This window comes from Cryobacterium sp. Sr3, assembly GCF_004402835.1.
GTDB lineage: Bacteria > Actinomycetota > Actinomycetes > Actinomycetales > Microbacteriaceae > Cryobacterium > Cryobacterium sandaracinum.
In genome coordinates this window covers 23,248-43,308 of sequence record NZ_SOFA01000001.1, presented here as the reverse complement: position 1 = coordinate 43,308, position 20,061 = coordinate 23,248, and the positions used below count along the sequence as shown (strand labels likewise).

Here is a 20,061-nt window from a genome sequence, read left to right as displayed (position 1 = left end):
CGACGTAGCCGAAGTCGCCCGCGATGGCGAGGCCGCGAGCAGGTCTGCCTCCAGAGTACGGGGCCGGTGGCCCGAACGAATTCGACGGAGATATTGCTCTAAACAGTGCGTTTGGGCTCAAAAGCGAGGGTTTGACCCAGAATCTCCGTCGAATTGATTAGACGCCCGGTACGGCGTTCCGCCGGGGTCAAACAGCGCCCCGCGGAATGGTCGGCTCTGACTCCCGGAGAGCGATGCAACCAGATGGGATTCACCTGGCTACGCGGCCGGTGTGGCGGCCGTCGATGCTGCGGCCTCGGCCAGCGCCGCCTCGAGGCGCTCGACCTTCCCGGTCAGCTCCCCGGTGCGGCGGCCCCGGATGTCGGCCTTGAGCACCAGGGACACCCGCGGCCCCCAGGCTCCGACGGCTTCAGTGGCGGCCTTGACCACCGCGAAGACCTCGTCCCAGTCGCCCTCGATGGTGGTGAACATCGAATCGGTGTGGTTGGGCAGCCCGGATGCGCGCACGATGCGCACGGCCGCGGCGACCGCGTCGTGCACCGACCCTTCGTCATCGTGGGAGCCGGACGGGGCGACGGAAAATGCAACCAGCATGGGGTTACTCCTTCTGATAGGGGGTGGGTGGGAACAGGATCTGCCACACGGCCCAGCCGAGCAGCACGACCTCCAGCACGTTGCGCACGGTCAGCACCAGCACCAGAGCCGGGTCTGCCACGAGCAAGAGGTCGTAGAAGTGCGGGTAGACGAGTTGGGTCAGGGCCGCGATGACAAGCCCGAGCACGGCCGGGAGCCGCCAGGCACGCCCCCGCACCAGCAGCCCGAAAATGATGGGCGCGGCCAGCCAGGTCGTGAACTGCGGCGAGCCGACCTTGTTGACGACGATCAGGGTCAGCACCAGGGCCAGCGCCAGCGGCGGGAACAGGCCGGCCGGTTCGGCGCCTGCACGCATCCGCTGGCAGGCCAGGAGCACCACGGCCAGCCCGCAGAGGGCGAGCAGGGGGGTCATCGCCACGATGGCGACGTTCGTGCCGGTGCCGATGATCTGGAAGGTGAGGATCTGCCGGTCGTAGTAGAGGTAACTGCCCGGCAGACCCAGCGCGGCCGGCCACATCCAGAGGCCGGCGACCGGGGACTCGATCTGAATGCCGCGGTTCGTCTGCTCGCCGACGAAGCTGAGCACGTTCGGCCCGCTGCCGAGCCCGAGCGCCACCAGCACGATGCCCAGGCTCGTGCCGGCCGCGGCGACGAGCACCCGCCAGCGGTCCTTCGAGACGACGAATAGCGCGATCACCAGGGCCACCGGCCAGATCTTCACCCAGGTGACCAGAGTCAGCAGCACGGTGCCCCAGACCGGCCGGGCGCCGACGAACAGCAGCGCGGCGATCGCCAGCGGCACGGTGACCGCATCGATCCGGGCGAGGGCGACGGGCCCGAGCAGCAGCAGGAAACCCAGCCACCAGGCCGCCGCGGCCAGGGCACGCCGGTTGCGGCCCCGCCCGAGCAGCAGCGCGAAGGTCCCGGCGTTCAGCAGGGTCACGAGCCCGAGCCAGCCGGCGGCGTAGAGGTCGGGGCCGAACGCGAGCGGCGCCAGGATGGGCAGGAGGGCCAGCAGCGGGTAGACGAAGCCGGTGGTGATGCCCACGACGTCGGCACCGGATGCCACGTCGGTCGCCCAGCCGAGGTAGACGACCTCCACATCGCCCAGCGGCCAGCCGGGGGACGCGAAACAGAGCCACCAGAGCACGCCGTGCACCAGTGCGAAGCCGGCCCAGAGCAGCGTTCGCGATGTCGGCACGCCGGCTCCGGCGGCCAGGTGTTCTGCGACGGATTGGGGCACGCTCCACCTTCGCACACCCCCACGGCTCCGCCGCCGCACCGGGACAGTCAGCGCGGGGCCCAGCGCGGCGGTCAACGCGAGCCGAGCAGGTCCGCGATCGTGGCCGGCACCGCGCCGGCGATGTCGAGCGCGGTGATCGGACCTCCGTTGGACGCCCGGGCCGCTGCCCGGGCGTGCACCAGGGCGGCCGTCGCCGCGAGATGGGCCGGCGCGGCGGCATCCGTCTGGATCGCCCGTGAATGCGTGGCCAGGAGGGCGCCGAGGATGCCGCCGAGCACGTCCCCGGATCCGGCCGTCGCCAGCCAGGAGGGCGCCTTCGACACCGTCAGCCGGGTGCCGTCGGGCGCCGCGATCCAGGTGACGCTTCCCTTGAGCAGCACCGTGACGCCGAGGCCGGACGCGGCGCGCACGGCCCACTCTCCCGGCGCGGCGGCCACCTCGGAGCCGGCCACCGACTCGCCCTGCGGGGAGAGCAGGCGGGTAAGCAGCCGGGCGAGTTCGCGGTAGTGCGGGGTGATCACGACGGGCCCGGTCGCCCGGCCGACCAGGTCAAGGGCCCCAGCATCGCACACCGTGGGCAGCCCCTCGGCCAGGGCGCCGAGCAGCGCGGCCTCGGTCACCCGGTCGCGCGCGGCGGCGTCCTGGCCCGAGCCGAGCAGCCAGGCCTGCACCTGCCCGGGGGCGGTGACGGCCTCCGGGCGTCGCTGCAGCACCAGGTCGGACGCCCGTCTCGGGCCGAGGTAGCGCACCATCCCGACCCCGGTGCGGAGGGCCGCCTCGACTCCGAGCACCGCGGCCCCGGGGTACTCGTCGGAGCCCGTGCGCACGCCCAGCACGCCGCGGCGGTACTTGTCGTCGTCCGCCCGGGGAACCGCGATCCGCTCGCGCGCCCGTGCGTCGTCCCATTCCAGCCATCCCCGTGGTTCGCTCATGCACTCACGATAGGTTGTTTTGAGTGCGTCGGGCCGGCCGCTTCGCCCGCCCACTCGACCCTTGGGGGAAATCCGTGGCTGTTGCCGCCCTGTTCGAACCGTTCACCGTGCGCGACGTCACCCTGCGCAACCGCATCTGGGCGGCGCCGATGTGCCAATACGCGGTGCGGGAGAAAGACGGCGTCCCGCGGGACTGGCACCTCGTTCACCTGGGCGCGCTGGCCGCGGGCGGCGCCGGCCTGATCCTGGTCGAGGCAACCGCGATCAGCCCGGAGGGCCGCATCTCCCACGCCGACACCGGCCTTTGGAACGCGGAACAGACCGCCGCCTGGGCACCGATCGTGGCCTTCCTTCATGCGCAGGGCGCGAAGGCCGGCATCCAGCTTTCCCATGCGGGGCGCAAGGCTTCCGTCTGGCCGGCCTGGGGCGGAGACCGGCACGGCACTATGGCGACGGATGACGGCGGCTGGCCGACCGTGTCGGCCTCGGCCGTGCCGTTCCCCGGCTACGCACCACCCGTGGCCCTGGATGCCGCGGGCATCCAGGGAATCGTTGACGGGTTCGCGTCCGCCGCGCTCCGGGCGGTGGAGGCCGGGTTCGACGTCGTGGAGCTGCACGCGGCGCACGGCTACCTGCTGCACCAGTTCCTGTCCCCGCTGAGCAACCGGCGCACCGACGGGTTCGGCGGCGGGCTGCCGAACCGGGCCCGCCTGCTGCTTCAGGTCGTGGCCGCCGTGCGCGCGGCCATCGGCGAGGAGCGCGCCCTGTTCGTGCGGTTCTCCGCCACCGATTACACCCCGGGCGGCTGGACCGAAGACGAGACGGCCGAGGTCGCCGGCTGGGCCGCGGCCGCCGGGGCCGACTTCTTCGACATCTCCTCCGGCGGCAACGTGACCGGGGTGCGCATCCCGCTGGGTCCCGGCTACCAGGTGCCGCTCGCCGAGCACGTGAAAACGGCGGCGGACGTGCGGGTCAGCGCCGTGGGGCTGATCACCACCGCGCACCAGGCCGAGCAGATCGTGGCATCCGGCCGGGCCGACGCGGTCCTTCTGGGCCGCGAACTCCTGCGCGACCCGCACTTCCCGCTGCGGGCCGCCCACGAGCTCGGCGCCGGCGTGGACTACTGGCCGCCGCAGTACCTGCGCGCCCGGTGGCCGGCCGCCTGAGAACGGCTACAGGCGGCGGGTCGCGTCCTGCACTTCGCCGACCAGCTCTTCGATGATGTCCTCGAGGAACAGCACCCCCACGGTCTCACCGGTCGCGGTGAACGAGCGCGCCAGGTGCGCGCCGGAACGCCGCATGGTGGCCAGGGCATCTTCGAGGTCGGTGTCCTCGAAGATCGACGCCAGCAAACGGATGCGCTTGCCCGGGATCGGCTCCGCGTAGCTGCCCTGCCCGACCGAGGTGGCCGTGTCGCCGTCGAGGTCGATGACGTCCTTCAGGTGAACGTACCCGGTTGGTTCACCGGACTCGTTCACCAGAACATAGCGGGAGAAACCGTGTCTGGTGACGGCCTTCTCCACGTCTGCGGGGGTGGCCGCCTCGGGCAGGCTGATCAGGCCGTCGAGGTTCACCGCGACGTCCCGCACCTTGCGGGTGGTGAACTCGAACGTGGCGCTGAGTGCCCCGGTGCCGTCCCGCAGCACGCCCTCCCGGGTCGACTGGGAGACGATGGTCGCCACCTCGTCCAACGTGTAGGTGCTGGTGGCCTCCTCCTTGGGCTGGACCCCGAACATTCGCACCACCAGGTTGGCGGTGGCGTTGAGCGTCACGATCACGGGCTTGACCAGGCGGCCGAAGAAGACGAGCGGCGGGGCGAGCACGAGCACGGCCCGGTCGGGGATGGAGAACGACAGGTTCTTCGGCACCATCTCACCGAACACGACGTGCAGGTAGGAGACCAGCAGCAGCGTGATCACGAAGGCGATCACGCCGATGGCCTCCTCCGGTAGCGGGGTCAGGCCCAGCGGGATCTCGAGCAGGTGGTGGATCGCCGGCTCCGAGACGTTCAGGATGAGCAGCGAGCAGACCGTGATGCCCAGCTGGGTGGTCGCCAACATGAGGGTGGCGTGTTCCATCGCCCACAGCGCTGTGATTGCGCGCTTCTCGCCGGCCTCGGCGAGAGGTTCGATCTGGGACCGGCGCGCGGAGATAACCGCGAATTCCGCGGCGACGAAAAAGGCGTTGGCCGCGAGCAGCACGACCAGCCAGACCAGCCCCGCCCAGTCACTCATGGTCACTCACCGCGCGCTCCGTGCCGTTCTTCTTGCGGTCACCCTTTTTGTCCAACTTTTTTTCGGATTTCTTGTCGGTCCTGGTACCGCGGTCGCCCTGGGCAGGCTCGCCGCCCTCCTCGGGCTCGACGGGCTCGCCGCAGGGTGTGAAGCGGAGCCGGTCGATCCGTCGGCCGTCGAGGCGTTCCACGGACAGCACGCCGCCGGCCAGCTGCACGACGTCGCCGACCACGGGCAGGCGACCTAATTCGCTCATCACGAACCCACCCACGGTTTCGTAGGGGCCGTCCTCCGAGATCACGATGCCCGTGCGGTCGAGCAGCTCGTCCGGGCGGAGCATGCCAGGGAATGTCAGAGAGTCGGTAGACAACACCACACCGGCGCGAGTGCGGTCGTGCTCGTCGGCAACCTCTCCGACGAGTTCCTCGACCAGGTCCTCGAGCGTGGCCACTCCGGCCGTGCCGCCGTATTCGTCGACGACGATGGCCATCTGGTAACCGCGGCCGCGCAGCTCGACCAGCAGTCCGTCGAGTTTCATGGTCTCGGGCACCCGGATGGCCTCGGACTGCAGGGCCGATACCGGGACATCCGCCCGGCGACGTCGGGGAACGGCCACGGCCTGCTTCACGTGCACGATCCCGACGACGTCGTCGACGCCCTCGTCGACGACGGGGAAGCGGGAATACCCGGTTTGGCGGGTGAGGTCGATGACGGCCTGGGCGGAGGCGGTGCGCTCGATGCTGGCCACCCGCGGGCGGGGCGTCATCACGTCCGAGGCGGTATGCCCGGAGAAGAGCAGCGTGCGGTGCAGGAGTGTGGCGGTGTCTTTCTCCAGCAGCCCGGCACTGGCCGAGCGCCGCACGAGGGAGGACAGCTCCTCCGCGGTGCGCGCCCCGGACAGCTCTTCCTTCGGCTCGATCCCGATCGACCGCAGCACACCGTTGGCGCTGCCGTTGAGCACGACGACGGCTGGTTTGAACACGGTCGTGAACAGTGTCTGGAACGGGATGACCAGCTTCGCGGTCTGCACGGGCAGGGCGAGGGCGAAATTCTTCGGCACCAGCTCGCCGATGATCATCGAGGCGAGTGTGGCGACGATGACCGCGGTCGTGACCGCGACGACCGGCACCACCGCCGTGGACAGCCCCAGGCCGATCAGAGACGGCGACAGCAGCATGGTCAGAGCCGGCTCCATGGTGTAACCGGTGAGCAGGGTGGTGAGAGTGATGCCCAGTTGGGCGCTGGAGAGGTGCGTCGAGGTGATCCTGAGTGCGGCGATGGTCAGGCCGAGTCGGGTCTCTCCTCGATCGCGGCGGGCCTCGAGCTCCGACCGGTCCAGGTTGACCAAGGCGAACTCGCTGGCGACGAACAGGCCGGTGCCGACGGTGAGGAGGAGCCCCGCGGCGAGCATGATCCACTCATACATGGCGGACCTCGACGACGGCGGCGCCGAAGTTCATGACCGAGACGCCGTTCGGGTGACGGGAAGAATTTCCGGGCGAGAAACCGGGCGCATGCGCAGGAGGGGGGTCGTCCATTATTCCGCTCAGTCTACCGCCCGGCACCGAGGCCACGAGTCGTTCCCGGGTGTCAGGCCCCCCACCTCTACCAGGACACGGGCAGGGCCTTGCCCTCCTCGTAGCCGGCCGCCGACTGGATCCCGACCAGCGAACGGGTGTGGAACTCCGCGACCGAGGTCGCGCCCGCGTAAGTGAACGAGCTGCGCACGCCGGAGGTGATCATGTCCAGCAGGTCCTCGACGGACGGCCGCAGCGGGTCCAGGTAGATTTTCGAACTGGAGATCCCCTCGGCAAAGAGCGTCTTGCGGGCCAGCCCGTAGGCGTCGAGGCGGTCGAACCGCTGGCGCACAGCCCTGGTGGAGGCCATCCCCCAGCTCTCCTTGTAAATGCCGCCGGCGGCGTCCCGATCGAGCAGGCCGGGTGCCTCGATCGTGCCGGCGAACCAGGATCCGATCATGACGGATGCCGCGCCGGCGGCGAGCGCGAGCGCCACGTCGCGCGGGTAGCGCACCCCGCCGTCGGCCCATACGTGCGCTCCGAGTTCCCGGGCGGCGGCCGCGGTCTCGAGCACGGCCGAGAACTGGGGGCGGCCGACCGCCGTCATCATGCGCGTGGTGCACATGGCGCCGGGGCCGACGCCGACCTTTACGATGGTGGCGCCGGCGCCGACGAGGTCACCCACGGCATCCGCGGTCACGACGTTGCCGGCCACGATGGGGATGCCGAGGCCCAGGTCGGCGACGATCTCGATCGCCCGCGTCATGCCGCCCTGGTGGCCGTGCGCGGTGTCGATCACGAGAACGTCGACCCCCGCGGCGACGAGCGCCCGGGCCTTGGCCGCGATGTCGCCGTTGATGCCGACCGCCGCGGCCACGCGCAGTCGGCCCTGCGCGTCCAGCGCGGGCTGATACAGGGTGGAGCGAAGCGCGCTCTTGCGGCTGAGGGTGCCGATCACCCGGCCGTGGTGCTGCACGGTGGCGAAGTCGAGCTCGGCCGCGGTCATCACGTCGAAAGCGCGGCGCGGGCCTTCGATATCGTCGGCGTCGAGGGAGGTCATCGTGCCGTGCAGGAGGTCTCCGAGGAGCGCGTCGGGCAGCGCCGTCGCCAGCCGGGACGCGTCGATGGCACCCAGGTAATCGTCGTTCTGATCGTTGATGACCAATCCCTGGCCGGCCACAGCCGGCACCTGCCGCAGGGCGAGCGCCACGGTGTCCCCCGGGGCGAAGTTGAAGGGGGTGTCGAAGCGGGTGGATTGGGCCTTGACCCAGCGGATCGCGGCGTCGAGATCCTGCAGGTGCATGTCCTGCGGCAGCACGCCGAGCCCGCCGCGGCGAGCGAGCGCGGCCGCCAGGCGCGGCCCGGTGACCGAGTTCATGTTCGCCGAGACGATGGGGATGGTGGCGCCGCTGCCGTCGCCCGGGGCGAGGGAGACATCGAGGCGGCTGCTCACATCCGATTGACTCGGCACAAGGAAGACGTCGGAATACGTGAGGTCGTGGCTGGGTACCGCTCCATAGAACTGCATGGAAATAACGCTAGCGCCCCGCGGGGATGCCCGCAGCCAGGCCCGAGGGGATTAGGCTGGACGAGCAGACCGCGCCGGGCGTGCACGACCGCTCTGGACATTCAAAATCAACGTAGAGAGTGGGAACCGGCTGTGTCAAGCCAGTTGACCGGTAGTGGATCCGACGAGACGACGTCGGGTGAATTCGGAGCGAACGAGTGGCTCGTCGACGAACTGTACGAACGGTACCTCGTCGACAAGAAGCTGGTGGACGAGTCCTGGTGGCCCGTCCTCGAGAGCTACCACCGGACCGCGAACGGCCGCAGCGACGGTTCAGAGGCTCCCGCGAGCAGTGCACCCGCGAGCAGCGCACCCGCAGGCGACGCGCCCGCCGTGATCGCTCCCGACGTGACCACGCCCGCGGCAAGCGCCCCCGCAACCCCGGCCGCCCCAGCGGCGGAGCCGGCCCCGATCACGGCGCCCATCCCCGTCGTCGGCGGGCAGCGCACCGCGCGCACGACGTCCAGCGCGCCCAAGCGGGTCCCCGTGCCGGCCGACATTCCGATCACGAACTCGCAGCCGACCGCCGCCGAGGCCACCGAGGTCGACGTCGTCACCCCGCTCCGCGGCATGTCCAAGAGCCTCGCGGCGAACATGGCGGCCAGCCTGACCGTGCCCACGGCCACCAGCGTGCGCACCATCCCGGCGAAGCTCCTCATCGACAACCGCATCGTGATGAACAACCACATGAAGCGCTCGCGCGGCGGCAAGGTGTCGTTCACGCACCTGATCGGTTGGGCGCTGATCCAGGCGCTGAAGATGTTCCCCAGCCAGAACGTCTACTACAACGAGATCGACGGCAAGCCCTCGGTCATCGCTCCCGCGCACGTCGGCCTCGGCATCGCGATCGACCTGCCCAAGCCCGACGGCACCCGCTCCCTGATGGTCCCGGCCATCAAGCGCGCGGACACGATGACCTTCGGCGAGTACCTCTCCTCCTACGAAGACCTCGTCACCCGGGCCCGCAAGGGCAAGCTGACGGCGGATGACTTCTCCGGCGCCACGGTCTCCCTCACAAACCCCGGTGGCATCGGCACGGTGCACTCCGTGCCGCGCCTGATGAAGGGCCAGGGCTGCATCATCGGCGCCGGAGCCCTCGACTACCCGGCCGAGTTCCAGGGTTCCAGCGGCAAGACCCTGACCGGCCTCGCCATCTCCAAGACCATCACGCTGACCAGCACCTACGACCACCGGGTCATCCAGGGTGCCGGCTCGGGCGAATTCCTCAAGATCGTGCACGAGCTCCTGATCGGGCAGCACAACTTCTACGAGGACATCTTCTCGGCCCTGCGCATCCCGTACGACCCGATCCACTGGGCGCCCGACATCAGCGTCGACCTGGCCAGCGCCGTCGACAAGACCGCCCGCGTGCAGGAGCTCATCAACGCGTTCCGCGTGCGCGGCCACCTGATGGCCGACATCGACCCGCTTGAATACACGCAGCGCTCCCACCCCGACCTGGAAATCTCGAACCACGGGCTGACCTTCTGGGACCTGGACCGCGAGTTCGTCACCGGCGGGTTCGGCAGCAAACGCCTGATGCTCCTGCGCGACATCCTCGGCGTGCTGCGCGACTCCTACTGCCGCACGACCGGCATCGAGTACATGCACATCCAGGACCCTGCCCAGCGCAAGTGGATGCAGGAAAAGATGGAGAAGAGCTACGTCAAGCCCACGCATGACGAGCAGATGCGCATCCTCGGCAAGCTCAACGAGGCGGAGGCCTTCGAGACCTTCCTGCAGACCAAGTACGTCGGCCAGAAGCGGTTCAGCCTCGAGGGCGGCGAGTCCACCATCGCGCTGCTCGACTCGATCCTGCAGGGTGCCGCGGATGCCGGCCTCGACGAGGTCTGCATCGGTATGGCCCACCGCGGGCGCCTGAACGTGCTCACCAACATCGCAGGCAAGACCTACGGTCAGATCTTCCGCGAGTTCGAGGGCACGCAGGATCCCCGCACCGTGCAGGGCTCCGGCGACGTCAAGTACCACCTGGGCACCGAGGGCACCTTCCGTGCCACCAACGGCACGGAGATGCCGGTCTACCTGGCCGCGAACCCGTCCCACCTCGAGGCCGTCGACGGCGTCCTCGAGGGCATCGTGCGCGCCAAGCAGGACCGCAAGCCGATCGGCACCTTCTCCACCCTCCCCGTCCTCGTGCACGGCGACGCGGCCATGGCCGGCCAGGGCATCGTCCTGGAGACGCTCCAGATGTCCCAACTGCGCGGGTTCCGCACCGGCGGCACCATCCATCTGGTCGTCAACAACCAGGTCGGCTTCACCACACTGCCCGGTGACGGACGCACCTCGGTGTACTCGACGGATGTCGCCAAGACCATCCAGGCGCCCATCTTCCACGTCAACGGGGACGACCCCGAGGCCGTGGTGCGGGTCGCGGAGCTCGCCTTCGCCTACCGTCAGGAATTCAAGCGGGACGTCGTCATCGACCTCGTCTGCTACCGCCGCCGCGGGCACAACGAGGGCGACGATCCCTCGATGACCCAGCCGTTGATGTACAACCTGATCGAGGCCAAGCGCTCCGTCCGGAAGCTTTTCACCGAGGCTCTCGTCGGTCGCGGCGACATCACGCAGGAGGAATACGAGGCCTCGCACGCGGATTTCCAGGACCGCCTCGAGCGCGCGTTCATGGAGACGCACGCGGCGCAGTCCTCGTCGATCCCGATCGTCAGCGCGGCCGGTGCCGCGCCGCAGGGCATCGGTGCCGAAAAGCACGGTACCGACAAGCACGACGACGCGGTCGGGGAACCGGCCACGACCGGGGTGCCCGAAGCGGTCGTGCACCTGATCGGCGATGCCTTCCTGAACAAGCCCGCCGGCTTCACCGTGCACAATAAGCTGCAGCAGCTGATGCAGAAGCGCAACGACATGAGTCGCAACGGCAAAATCGACTGGAGCTTCGGCGAACTCCTCGCCCTCGGCTCCCTGCTGCTCGAGCGCACCCCGGTGCGCTTCGCCGGCCAGGATGCCCGCCGCGGCACGTTCGTGCAGCGTCACGCGGTGCTGCACGACCGCATCAACGGCCAGGAATGGCTGCCCTTGGCGAACCTCAGCGAAGACCAGGCCCGGTTCTGGATCTACGACTCGCTGCTCAGCGAATACGCGGCCATGGGCTTCGAGTACGGCTACTCGGTGGAACGCGCCGACGCCCTGGTGCTCTGGGAGGCGCAGTTCGGCGACTTCGCCAACGGTGCCCAGACGGTCATCGACGAGTTCGTCTCCTCCGCCGAGCAGAAGTGGGGCCAGCGGTCATCCGTTGTGCTGCTGCTGCCGCACGGCTACGAGGGCCAGGGGCCGGACCACTCGTCCGCCCGGATCGAGCGCTACCTGCAGCTGTGCGCGGAAGACAACATGACCGTCGCTCGCCCGTCGACGCCCGCGTCGTACTTCCACCTGCTGCGCCGTCAGGCCTACATGCGCCCACGGCGCCCGCTGATCGTCTTCACTCCGAAGTCGATGCTGCGCCTGCGCGGCGCGACCAGCGAGGTGGCCGACTTCACCACCGGCCGGTTCGAACCGGTCATCGACGACGCCCGGATCACCGACAAGCCGCGCGTCAAGCGGGTGCTGTTCCTGGCCGGCAAGCTCTACTACGACCTGCTCGCCGAACTCGACAAGAACCCGAACCCGGAGATCGCGCTGGTTCGCCTGGAGCAGTTCTACCCGCTGCCCGCCGTCGAACTCAAGCAGGTCGCAGACCAGTACCCCGACGCTGAACTCGCCTGGGTGCAGGACGAGCCGGAGAACCAGGGTGCCTGGCCGTTCTTCTACCTCGAGACGAACAAGCTGGGCCCGCGCCCGGTGACCCTGTTCTCCCGGGCGGCGTCGGCGTCGCCGGCGGCGGGCTCGGCGAAGCGTCACGCGGTCGAGCAGGCCGAACTACTACGCCAGGCGCTTACCCTGTGACCTGCGCCGACCGGCAGAACCGTTCGACAGAATGGGCCGCACCGGACGCTACGGCCCAGTCCTCGACGGGTGAGGCCTGATCGACGGGCTGTGTCACCCCCGCAAGATCAGAGGCGACGACCGCGTAGCGCTGGTCATGACCCGGCGTCGAACCAATTCGACGGAGATTTTCTTCCAAAACAGCATTTCCGGACGTTTTGGGTTGATTGGGGCGGAATCTCCGTCGAATTCGTTCGGGACAGCGCTACTGCACGGCTTCGGACTCGAAAGACACGGCGGGCCACACTTCATCCAGCGTCACGGTCCCCTGATCGCCCGGCGTCAGCACCGGGAACAACCGTTTCGGAACCGCGAACCCCTATCGCCCCTCGGCTATCAGGACTCACTCATCTAGGCTGGCCGCACCGCCCGCCGACGCATCGGCCACCGACAAGGAGATCCGCCATGCCCGCACCGCACGCGAACCGAACCGGTCAGCCCTGCTGGGCCGACCTGATGACCTCCGACCTGCCGCGCGCCCGGGAGTTCTACACACGGCTGTTCGGCTGGACGGCCAGCGATTCCGGTTCGGAGTACGGCAACTACGTCACCTTCCGGAAGGGCGACGCGGACGTCGCCGGCATGAGCTCACAGGAGCCGGGTTCCCGACTGCCCAACGCGTGGACCACCTACCTGTCGGTGACGGATGCCGACGCCGCCGTCGCCGCCGCCCGCGCGGCCGGCGCAGACGTGCTGGCCGAGCCGATGACGGTGGGAACCATGGGCCGCATGGCCATCCTGATGGACCCGACGGGTGCGCCCTTCGGGGTGTGGCAGGCCGACGAGTTCACCGGCTTCGACGTCTTCGGCGAGGCGGGCTCACCGGTCTGGCACGAGCTGAACACCCGCTCCTATTCCGCCGCTCTCGATTTCTACACCGAGGTGTTCGGCTGGAAAGCGGTCGTCCTGAGCGACACGGAGGACTTCCGCTACAGCACGATCGGGGCGGAGGGTGAGATGGTGACGGGCGTCTTCGACGCCGCGGAACACCTGCCCGACAGCGTGCCCTCGCACTGGCAGCTCTATCTCGGGGTGCCTGACGTGCACGCGGCCGTCACGACCGTGACAGAGCTCGGCGGCACGGTCGTCCGTGAGCCGTGGACGGCGGAGTTCGGCACCTTCGCGCTGGTCACCGACCCGACTGGGGCCCTGTTCGTGCTCGGCTCGGTCGACGAGCCGCTCCCCGAGGAGAAGAACATCGACGACGCCGGTGAGGAGGACGCCGACCTGCCGATCGGCTAGTGGGCGGACTGGATGGTGCGCAGCTTCAGCAACACCTGGTCGCGCAGGTCTTCGGGGGCCATTTCACGGCATGCGCGCTGCACAGCCTCGGTCAGTGTGCGCCCGACCAGGTGCTCGTCGCTGCAGTCGCTGCAGTGGGCGAGGTGCTCCTGAATGTCAGACGCGTCTTCGCCGCACAGTTCGTTGTGCAGGTATTCCTCGAGTTCGGCCTTGGCCTTCTCGCAGCCATAATCGGTCATGCTGGTGTGCTCCCGGTTCGAGTCTGGCCCGCCGCTGTTCCCAGGCCGCGCTCAAGGGCGTAACCGGCCAACAGGTCGCGCAGGAGGCGCCGGCCACGATGCAGGCGACTCATCACGGTGCCAATGGGTGTTTTCATGATTTCGGCGATCTCCTGGTAAGAGAACCCCTCCACGTCGGCGAAGTAGACAGCCAGCCGGAAGTCCTCCGGGATGGACTGCAAAGCGTCCTTGACGGCGCTGTCCGGCAGGTGGTCGATGGCCTCGGCCTCCGCCGAACGATTCGCCATCGCCGTGCGGGACTCCGCGCCGCCGAGCTGCCAGTCCGCGAGATCGTCGATGGTGCCCTGGAACGGCTCACGCTGCTTCTTGCGGTACGTGTTGATGAAGGTGTTGGTCAGGATGCGGTACAGCCAGGCCTTGAGATTCGTGCCCTGCTCGAACTGTTTGAACGCAGCGAACGCTTTCACGAACGTTTCCTGAACCAGATCCTGGGCGTCGGAGGGGTTGCGCGTCATGCGCATGGCCGCGGCGTACAGCTGGTCGATAAAGGGCAGCGCCTGCTCTTCGAACAGGTCTCGCATTTCGATCGCATCGGTTGTCATCACGGACAATCCTAAGCCGTCGCGTGAAACGACCGCAGGTCGCTCCAGCACCATGGACAGCGTCACCCTGGCCTCCCTCTCTCTTTCATCACCGACTATTCTGATAACCGATGTTGATCTCGAGATATTCCAAGCCTGAGTTCGATCCCTACGGCGACACGTCGCCCGAGGTGACGGATGCCCGCTGGCCCGCTCCGACGGCCGCCGGCCCGCTTTCAGCGTCCGTATCCCTGCCGGGGTCGAAGTCGCTGACCAACCGGGAGCTGGTGCTCAGCGCCCTCGCCGCGCATCCGTCGCTGTTGCGTGCCCCGCTGCACTCGCGGGACAGCGACTTGATGGTCGCGGCGCTGCGTCAACTGGGCACCGTCATCGAGGAGGTCCCCGGCGCCGGGGAGTTCGGTTCCGACCTGAGGATCACCCCCGGGGAGCTGCTCGGGTCGACGACCGTCGACTGCGGTCTCGCCGGCACCGTGATGCGTTTCCTGCCGCCGGTCGCGACGCTCGGCCTCGGGCCGACCACCTTCGACGGGGACGCCGGCGCACGCCGCCGCCCGATGGGCACCACCATCTCGTCCCTGCGGGCCCTCGGCGCCGACATCAACGACGACGGTCGCGGCGCCCTGCCCTTCACCGTGCACGGCACCGGCACGCTAGTCGGCGGGGAGATCACCATCGACGCGTCCACGTCGAGCCAGTTCGTCTCCGGCCTGCTGCTCGCCGCGCCGCGCTTCGGGCAGGGCCTGCACCTGCGCCATTCCGGCGAGCGCCTGCCCAGCCTGCCGCACATCGAGATGACCATCGCCACGCTGGCCCGGCGCGGCGTCACGGTGCACAGCCCGGCCGTCGGCGAGTGGATCGTGGCTCCCGGCCCGATCCAGGGCGCCGAGGTCGACATCGAACCCGATCTCTCGAACGCGGCGCCGTTCCTCGCCGCGGCCCTCGTGGCCGGGGGCAGCGTCACCATCTCCGGCTGGCCCGAGACCACCACCCAGGTCGGCGCCGACCTGGCCGACCTGCTGCCGCGCTTCGGCGCCGAGGTGTCTCGGGAGGGCGACCGGCTCACGGTCTCCGGGACCGGCCGCATCCGGGGCGTGGAGCTCGACCTGTCGACCGGCGGAGAGCTCGCGCCCACGCTCGTGGCCCTGGCCGCCCTGGCCGAGTCCCCGAGCACGATCACCGGGATCGGGCACATCCGGCACCACGAAACCGACCGGTTGGCGGCCCTCGCCGCGGAGATCAACGGGCTCGGCGGTTCCGTCACCGAGCTGCCCGACGGGTTGCGGATCGACCCGCGCCCGCTGCACGGTGGGCCGTGGAACACCTACGACGACCACCGGATGGCGACCGCAGGCGCGCTGATCGGTCTCCTCGTTCCCGGCGTGCTGATCGAGAACATCGACACGACCGCCAAGACCCTTCCCCAGTTCACCGACCTCTGGTCGACGCTCGTTTCCGGAGCCCCGTCGTGACGTGGTGGGCGAGTGCCGACGACGATGAGCCCGAGTTCGACGAGTCGAGCGTGCGTGTGCGCCCCAACCGCAAGGGCAGCAAACCGCGCACCAAGACCCGCCCCGACCACGAGAACGCGCTGACCGGGCGCATCCTCTCGGTCGACCGGGGCCGGTACACCGTCATGCTCGACGAGAACTTGCCTGCCGAGCGCCGAGTGACCGCCGCCCGGGCGAGCGAACTGCGCAAGCAGGCCGTCGTCACCGGCGACCGCGTCGACATCGTCGGCGACACGACCGGAGCACCGGGCAGCCTGTCCCGGATCGTGCGGATCGTGCCGCGCACGACGCTGCTGCGCCGCAGCGCAGACGACACCGACGCCGTGGAGCGAGTGATCGTCGCCAACGCCGACCAGATGCTGATCGTGGTGGCCGCCGCCAACCCGGAGCCGCGCATCCGTCTCGTCGATCGCTACCTCGTCGCCGCCTACGACGCGGGCGTGAATCCCATTCTCTGCATTACCAAGACCGACCTGGCCGACCCCACCGCCTTCCTCCGCAACTTCGCCGGCCTCGACCTGCCCGTCTTCGAGAGCCGCGACGACGCCATGCCGCTGGCGGAGATCTCCGCCGCCCTGGTCGGCCACGACACGGTCTTCGTCGGTCACTCCGGCGTCGGCAAGTCCACTCTCGTCAACGCCCTGGTGCCGGGCGCCCACCGCGCCGTCGGAGTCGTCAACACGGTGACCGGCCGCGGCCGGCACACGTCTTCGTCGACCATCTCGTTGCGACTGCAAACGGATGCCGGCCGGGGCTGGGTCATCGACACCCCCGGCGTGCGCTCCTTCGGTCTCGGCCACATCAACACCGACAACATCCTCAAGGCCTTCACCGACCTGGCCCTGATCTCCCAAAAGTGTCCGCGCGGCTGCACCCACCTGCCGAACTCGCCCGACTGCGCGATCAACGAGGCTGTTAGCGCCGGCAAGCTCGGCGAGACCGGCAAGGTGCGCCTGGACTCGCTGCAGCGTTTGCTCGCCACCTTCGCCGCCGCCCCCACCCACTAGCCCCTGTCACCCACCACCCCGAGCCAGCAGCCCCTGCATTGAACGAATTCGACGGAGATTTTGCTCTAGAAAGCCGTGCAGGGCCAAAAAACGGGTGCCTGGCCCCAAATCACCGTCGAATTCGTCAGGGATGGGCGGAAAATGGGTACAGGCGGGACCAGTAGCGTGGGGGGATGACCGATTCCACGCGGCTCGCGACCGGCGACCAAGCCCCTCCGTTCACCCTGTCCGACCAGGACGGGAACGCCGTGTCGCTGGCCGATTTCGCCGGCTCGAAGGTCGTCGTGTACTTCTACCCAGCGGCGATGACGCCCGGCTGCACGAAGCAGGCCTGCGACTTCCGCGACAACCTCAGCTCACTGGCATCGGCCGGCTACCAGGTGCTCGGCGTGTCGAAGGATGCCCCGGTCAAGCTGAAGAAATTCCAGGAGACCGAGCAGCTCACGTTCGCGCTCCTCAGCGACACCGACCTCGCGGTGCACACGGGCTACGGCGCCTGGGGCGAGAAGACCCTCTACGGCAAGACCGTCACGGGCGTGCTGCGTTCCACCGTCGTGATCGACGAGACCGGCATGGTCGAGCTAGCCCTCTACAACGTGAAGGCCACCGGCCATGTCGCGAGCCTGCGCAAGAAGCTCGGCCTGCCGGCCTGACCAAACGGATGCCGCCACGCGGCCGGCACAGTCCCGGCACGGTCCCTGCGCTGCCCCCACCGGCCGCAGGTGGCCCCTACCGGCCCCCGGAGCGCTCGAACGCACGTCTTACCCACCCCGCCGCTGCCGAAGCCGGAGCGGCCCAGCTGCGGCCCTGCTGCGCCGCTACTGCGCCGCTACTGCGCCGCTACTGCGCCGCTACTGCGCCGCTACTGCGCCGCTACTGCGCCGCTACTGCGCCGCTACTGCGGCAAGCCGTCCTCGGAGCGCGCTGACGTCGTTTCTGCGATTACGCGCCGCTGGAACAGCAGCACGAGGACCACGACCGACGGCAGAAGAAGCGCCCAGCCGAGGTCGGGCCGGGCGTAGAACCCCTGGAAGGAGCCGATGGCGACGGCGATCTGCACCATCTGCCAGGTGACGGCAGCGCCCCGGATCCAGGACCGGCGCCGCAGGGAGTTGACCGCGATGGCGGTTACCCAGGACGCGGCGATCAGCACCAGCACCAGGATGGCGAGGGCCGTGGCCAGGGAGGTCGGCGTCGCGATCAGCAACTCGAGAATGAGCCACGCGACCGCGACCCAGAGGAGGGCCGCCTCCGCGCAGAGGATCGCGGCGAGGAGCAGCACGGCCCCCGGCCGACGCACCCGGCCGGCCTGGTTCTCGTCGTCGCCGCTGTGGTCTGACCGTGCATTCACAGAGATATCCCATTCAAAACTATTGATTTGACTCCACCATTATGCGATCATTTTTGAGGCCCGGTTGACGCTCACAGGGACGTGAGTCGATCTGAACGAGTAGATCTACTACCCTTCCTGCAATCGGCAGCCTTTCATCTTCGGCCAATCGGCCAGGCATCCCTGCAATAAAGGAGCACCCCTATGGACTGGCGCGACAAAGCTGCCTGCCTCACCGCCGACCCGGAACTCTTCTTTCCGGTCGGTAATACTGGCCCCGCTGTGGACCAGATCGAGAAGGCCAAGTCGGTCTGCGCCCGTTGCAACGTCACCGAGGTGTGTCTGCAGTACGCCCTCGAAACCGGACAAGACTCCGGCGTCTGGGGTGGACTGAGCGAAGACGAGCGTCGCGCGCTCAAGCGACGCGCGGCCCGGGCCCGGCGCGCGTCCTAGCACGCCCCCCCCCCCGCACCACGGGATCACAGAGAAAGGCCTAGCTGAACAGCCGGGCCTTTCTTCGTTGCGCGCGACGCGCTCGGAACCCGAGGCGACACCCCACGGCGTCACCCCGCGCCCGGCGCTACGCTTCGCGCATGTACCGCAGCGGGATCTCGATGGTCACTTCGGTGCCGCTGCCCATCATGGTGTGCCAGTCGATACTGCCGCTAAGCTCTCCCTGGATCAGGGTGCGCACGATCTGGGTTCCGAGTCCCGACCCGACCTTGCCCTCCGGCAGGCCCGTGCCGTTGTCCCGCACCCGCACGGTGAGGGTCTCCTCGTTACGCTCGGCCTCGATCGACACCTCCCCCTCGCGTCCGGCCAGCCCATGCTCGACGGCGTTCGTCACGAGCTCTGTCAGCGCGAGGGCGAGCGGCGTCGCGTAGGCGCTGGGAAGAATGCCGAAACTGCCGGACGACTTCGGATGCGCCGTCGTGTTGTGCGCGGACGCCACCTCCATGATCAGCAGCAACACCCGGTCGAACACCACGTCGAAGTCGACCTTCTGGCTGAGGCCCTCGGAAAGTGTGTCGTGCACGACGGCGATGGCGGCCACGCGGCGCATCGCCTGGTTGAGCGCTTCCCTGGCCGTGTCGGAATGCGTGCGGCGCGCCTGGATCCGCAGGAGCGAGGCCACCGTCTGCAGGTTGTTCTTGACCCGGTGGTGAATCTCCCGGATGGTGGCATCCTTCGTGATCAGCTCACGTTCCTGGTGCCGCAGCTCGGTGACGTCCCGGCAGAGCACGATGGCTCCGATCCGTTCGCCCCGGTTGCGGATCGGGATGGCACGCAGCGAGACCGTCACGCCGCGGGCCTCCACGTCGGTGCGCCATGGCGCCCGGCCGGTGACCACGAGCGGCAGGGTCTCGTCGACAACCGCCGTTCCAGTGAGCAGGCTCGTGGTCACCTCGGCGAGGGACTCGCCCTCCAGCTCGTCGGCGAACCCCATTCGGTTGAAGGCGGAGAGGGCATTCGGGCTCGCGAACGTGGTCACGCCGTCGACGTCGAGACGGATGAGTCCGTCCGAGGCGCGCGGGGCGCCGCGCCTCGGGCCGGTGGGGGCGCCCAGATCGGGAAAATCGCCGGACGCGATCATGGCGAAGAGGTCATTGGCGCAGTCGTTGAAGGTCAGCTCCTGCCGGCTCGGCGTGCGCGCCTCACTCAGGTTGGTGTGCCGGGTGAGCACCGCCACCGGCGTGTCCGAGATCTGGGAACCCGTGGAACTGAGCCGCCGCCGCACCGGGATCGCGCGCACCCGGGTAGGGGTCTCCTCGTACCAGTCGGGGGCCGTGGTGTCGACGATCCTCGCCGTTTCGAAAGCCTCGGTGACCTGCTGTCGCCACTCGACCTTGATGCTCTGCCCGACGAAGTCACGATAGAAGAGGGTGGCGGCGCTCGACGGCCTGGCGTGGGCGACGGCCACGAAGCTCCCGGTGCTGCTGGGCACCCACACGACGATGTCCGCGAAGGCGAGATCGGCCAGGAGCTGGCCATCCGCGACAAGCATATGGAGCCAGTCCACATCCTCCGCACTGCTGCGGCCCTGGGCAAGTACGAGATTACTGAGCGTCGACACAGCAATAGCCTA

Annotated in this window: 17 protein-coding genes; 7 read left to right on the top strand and 10 right to left on the bottom strand. The window is 68.9% G+C overall.

What is annotated here, in order from left to right; all coding sequences use genetic code 11:
* Window positions 1-258 precede the first annotated feature (258 nt).
* The 3 genes from E3N94_RS00185 to E3N94_RS00175 form a co-directional block, all read right to left on the bottom strand.
* Complete coding sequence (locus E3N94_RS00185; RefSeq protein ID WP_104099865.1) at window positions 259-594, bottom strand: thiamine-binding protein; 336 nt, start codon at window positions 592-594, stop codon at window positions 259-261.
* Between the two features lie 4 nt (window positions 595-598).
* The gene (locus tag E3N94_RS00180; RefSeq protein WP_166790018.1) at window positions 599-1,837 is read right to left on the bottom strand and encodes a glycosyltransferase 87 family protein; all 1,239 of its coding nucleotides are present in this window, start codon (window positions 1,835-1,837) and stop codon (window positions 599-601) included.
* Window positions 1,838-1,908: 71 nt separating this feature from the next.
* Window positions 1,909-2,769 (bottom strand): ADP/ATP-dependent (S)-NAD(P)H-hydrate dehydratase, encoded by an 861-nt coding sequence (locus E3N94_RS00175; protein ID WP_104099863.1) that lies wholly within the window; start codon window positions 2,767-2,769, stop codon window positions 1,909-1,911.
* Between the two features lie 74 nt (window positions 2,770-2,843).
* Between E3N94_RS00175 and E3N94_RS00170 the strand changes: the two genes are divergently transcribed.
* Complete coding sequence (locus E3N94_RS00170; protein WP_104099890.1) at window positions 2,844-3,935, top strand: NADH:flavin oxidoreductase/NADH oxidase; 1,092 nt, start codon at window positions 2,844-2,846, stop codon at window positions 3,933-3,935.
* Window positions 3,936-3,941: 6 nt separating this feature from the next.
* On the opposite strand, the gene E3N94_RS00165 is transcribed toward E3N94_RS00170, so the two are convergent.
* The 3 genes from E3N94_RS00165 to E3N94_RS00155 all read right to left on the bottom strand — a co-directional run bounded on the left by E3N94_RS00165 (window position 3,942) and on the right by E3N94_RS00155 (window position 8,048).
* The gene (locus tag E3N94_RS00165; RefSeq protein WP_104099862.1) at window positions 3,942-5,003 is read right to left on the bottom strand and encodes a hemolysin family protein; all 1,062 of its coding nucleotides are present in this window, start codon (window positions 5,001-5,003) and stop codon (window positions 3,942-3,944) included.
* Window positions 4,996-6,429 (bottom strand): hemolysin family protein, encoded by a 1,434-nt coding sequence (locus E3N94_RS00160; RefSeq protein ID WP_134569578.1) that lies wholly within the window; start codon window positions 6,427-6,429, stop codon window positions 4,996-4,998. Before E3N94_RS00160 ends, E3N94_RS00165 begins: the two co-directional genes overlap by 8 nt.
* A 179-nt stretch (window positions 6,430-6,608) precedes the next feature.
* The gene (locus tag E3N94_RS00155; protein ID WP_134569577.1) at window positions 6,609-8,048 is read right to left on the bottom strand and encodes a GuaB1 family IMP dehydrogenase-related protein; all 1,440 of its coding nucleotides are present in this window, start codon (window positions 8,046-8,048) and stop codon (window positions 6,609-6,611) included.
* A 132-nt stretch (window positions 8,049-8,180) separates the two neighbouring features.
* Between E3N94_RS00155 and E3N94_RS00150 the strand changes: the two genes are divergently transcribed.
* Together E3N94_RS00150 and E3N94_RS00145 are read left to right on the top strand one after the other, a co-directional pair.
* On the top strand, window positions 8,181-12,008 hold the full coding sequence (locus E3N94_RS00150) for a multifunctional oxoglutarate decarboxylase/oxoglutarate dehydrogenase thiamine pyrophosphate-binding subunit/dihydrolipoyllysine-residue succinyltransferase subunit (RefSeq protein WP_134569576.1): 3,828 nt from the start codon (window positions 8,181-8,183) through the stop codon (window positions 12,006-12,008).
* Between the two features lie 444 nt (window positions 12,009-12,452).
* The gene (locus E3N94_RS00145; protein WP_134569575.1) at window positions 12,453-13,289 is read left to right on the top strand and encodes a VOC family protein; all 837 of its coding nucleotides are present in this window, start codon (window positions 12,453-12,455) and stop codon (window positions 13,287-13,289) included.
* Here the strand turns inward: E3N94_RS00145 and E3N94_RS00140 are convergent.
* Together E3N94_RS00140 and E3N94_RS00135 are read right to left on the bottom strand one after the other, a co-directional pair.
* Window positions 13,286-13,528 (bottom strand): zf-HC2 domain-containing protein, encoded by a 243-nt coding sequence (locus tag E3N94_RS00140; protein ID WP_104099857.1) that lies wholly within the window; start codon window positions 13,526-13,528, stop codon window positions 13,286-13,288. The genes E3N94_RS00145 and E3N94_RS00140 overlap by 4 nt on opposite strands.
* Window positions 13,525-14,130, bottom strand: coding sequence for a sigma-70 family RNA polymerase sigma factor (locus tag E3N94_RS00135; RefSeq protein ID WP_233191227.1), 606 nt, complete (start codon window positions 14,128-14,130; stop codon window positions 13,525-13,527). The genes E3N94_RS00140 and E3N94_RS00135 overlap by 4 nt, the downstream gene beginning before the upstream one ends.
* Before the next feature lie 110 nt (window positions 14,131-14,240).
* Here E3N94_RS00135 and aroA point away from each other — a divergent pair, with 110 nt between their 5' ends.
* The 3 genes from aroA (at window position 14,241) to bcp (ending at window position 17,298) form a co-directional block, all read left to right on the top strand.
* On the top strand, window positions 14,241-15,599 hold the full coding sequence (gene aroA, locus E3N94_RS00130; protein ID WP_134401758.1) for a 3-phosphoshikimate 1-carboxyvinyltransferase: 1,359 nt from the start codon (window positions 14,241-14,243) through the stop codon (window positions 15,597-15,599).
* A complete protein-coding gene (gene rsgA, locus E3N94_RS00125; RefSeq protein WP_104099854.1) occupies window positions 15,596-16,645 on the top strand; it encodes a ribosome small subunit-dependent GTPase A in 1,050 nt (349 codons plus the stop codon). Before aroA ends, rsgA begins: the two co-directional genes overlap by 4 nt.
* A 173-nt stretch (window positions 16,646-16,818) precedes the next feature.
* A complete protein-coding gene (bcp, locus tag E3N94_RS00120; protein ID WP_134569574.1) occupies window positions 16,819-17,298 on the top strand; it encodes a thioredoxin-dependent thiol peroxidase in 480 nt (159 codons plus the stop codon).
* Between the two features lie 242 nt (window positions 17,299-17,540).
* On the opposite strand, the gene E3N94_RS00115 is transcribed toward bcp, so the two are convergent.
* Window positions 17,541-17,996, bottom strand: coding sequence for a hypothetical protein (locus tag E3N94_RS00115; protein WP_233191224.1), 456 nt, complete (start codon window positions 17,994-17,996; stop codon window positions 17,541-17,543).
* A 183-nt stretch (window positions 17,997-18,179) separates the two neighbouring features.
* On the opposite strand from E3N94_RS00115, the gene E3N94_RS00110 reads away from it, so the two are divergent.
* Window positions 18,180-18,428 carry a WhiB family transcriptional regulator gene (locus E3N94_RS00110; protein ID WP_035837005.1) on the top strand — a complete coding sequence of 83 codons (249 nt, stop codon included), beginning with the start codon at window positions 18,180-18,182 and terminating at the stop codon, window positions 18,426-18,428.
* 127 nt (window positions 18,429-18,555) lie between these two features.
* Here the strand turns inward: E3N94_RS00110 and E3N94_RS00105 are convergent, their stop codons facing one another.
* Window positions 18,556-20,049, bottom strand: coding sequence for a PAS domain-containing sensor histidine kinase (locus tag E3N94_RS00105; RefSeq protein WP_134373626.1), 1,494 nt, complete (start codon window positions 20,047-20,049; stop codon window positions 18,556-18,558).
* Window positions 20,050-20,061 lie beyond the last annotated feature (12 nt).

What these genes read in the sequence shown, in the direction of transcription:
- E3N94_RS00185 (WP_104099865.1), bottom strand. Translation starts at nt 594, where the DNA reads ATGCTGGTTGCATTTTCCGTCGCCCCGTCCGGCTCCCACGATGACGAA.
- E3N94_RS00175 (WP_104099863.1), bottom strand. Translation starts at nt 2,769, where the DNA reads ATGAGCGAACCACGGGGATGGCTGGAATGGGACGACGCACGGGCGCGC.
- E3N94_RS00165 (WP_104099862.1), bottom strand. Translation starts at nt 5,003, where the DNA reads ATGAGTGACTGGGCGGGGCTGGTCTGGCTGGTCGTGCTGCTCGCGGCC.
- E3N94_RS00160 (WP_134569578.1), bottom strand. Translation starts at nt 6,429, where the DNA reads ATGTATGAGTGGATCATGCTCGCCGCGGGGCTCCTCCTCACCGTCGGC.
- E3N94_RS00155 (WP_134569577.1), bottom strand. Translation starts at nt 8,048, where the DNA reads ATGCAGTTCTATGGAGCGGTACCCAGCCACGACCTCACGTATTCCGAC.
- E3N94_RS00145 (WP_134569575.1), top strand. Translation starts at nt 12,453, where the DNA reads ATGCCCGCACCGCACGCGAACCGAACCGGTCAGCCCTGCTGGGCCGAC.
- E3N94_RS00140 (WP_104099857.1), bottom strand. Translation starts at nt 13,528, where the DNA reads ATGACCGATTATGGCTGCGAGAAGGCCAAGGCCGAACTCGAGGAATAC.
- E3N94_RS00135 (WP_233191227.1), bottom strand. Translation starts at nt 14,130, where the DNA reads ATGACAACCGATGCGATCGAAATGCGAGACCTGTTCGAAGAGCAGGCG.
- aroA (WP_134401758.1), top strand. Translation starts at nt 14,241, where the DNA reads ATGTTGATCTCGAGATATTCCAAGCCTGAGTTCGATCCCTACGGCGAC.
- bcp (WP_134569574.1), top strand. Translation starts at nt 16,819, where the DNA reads ATGACCGATTCCACGCGGCTCGCGACCGGCGACCAAGCCCCTCCGTTC.
- E3N94_RS00110 (WP_035837005.1), top strand. Translation starts at nt 18,180, where the DNA reads ATGGACTGGCGCGACAAAGCTGCCTGCCTCACCGCCGACCCGGAACTC.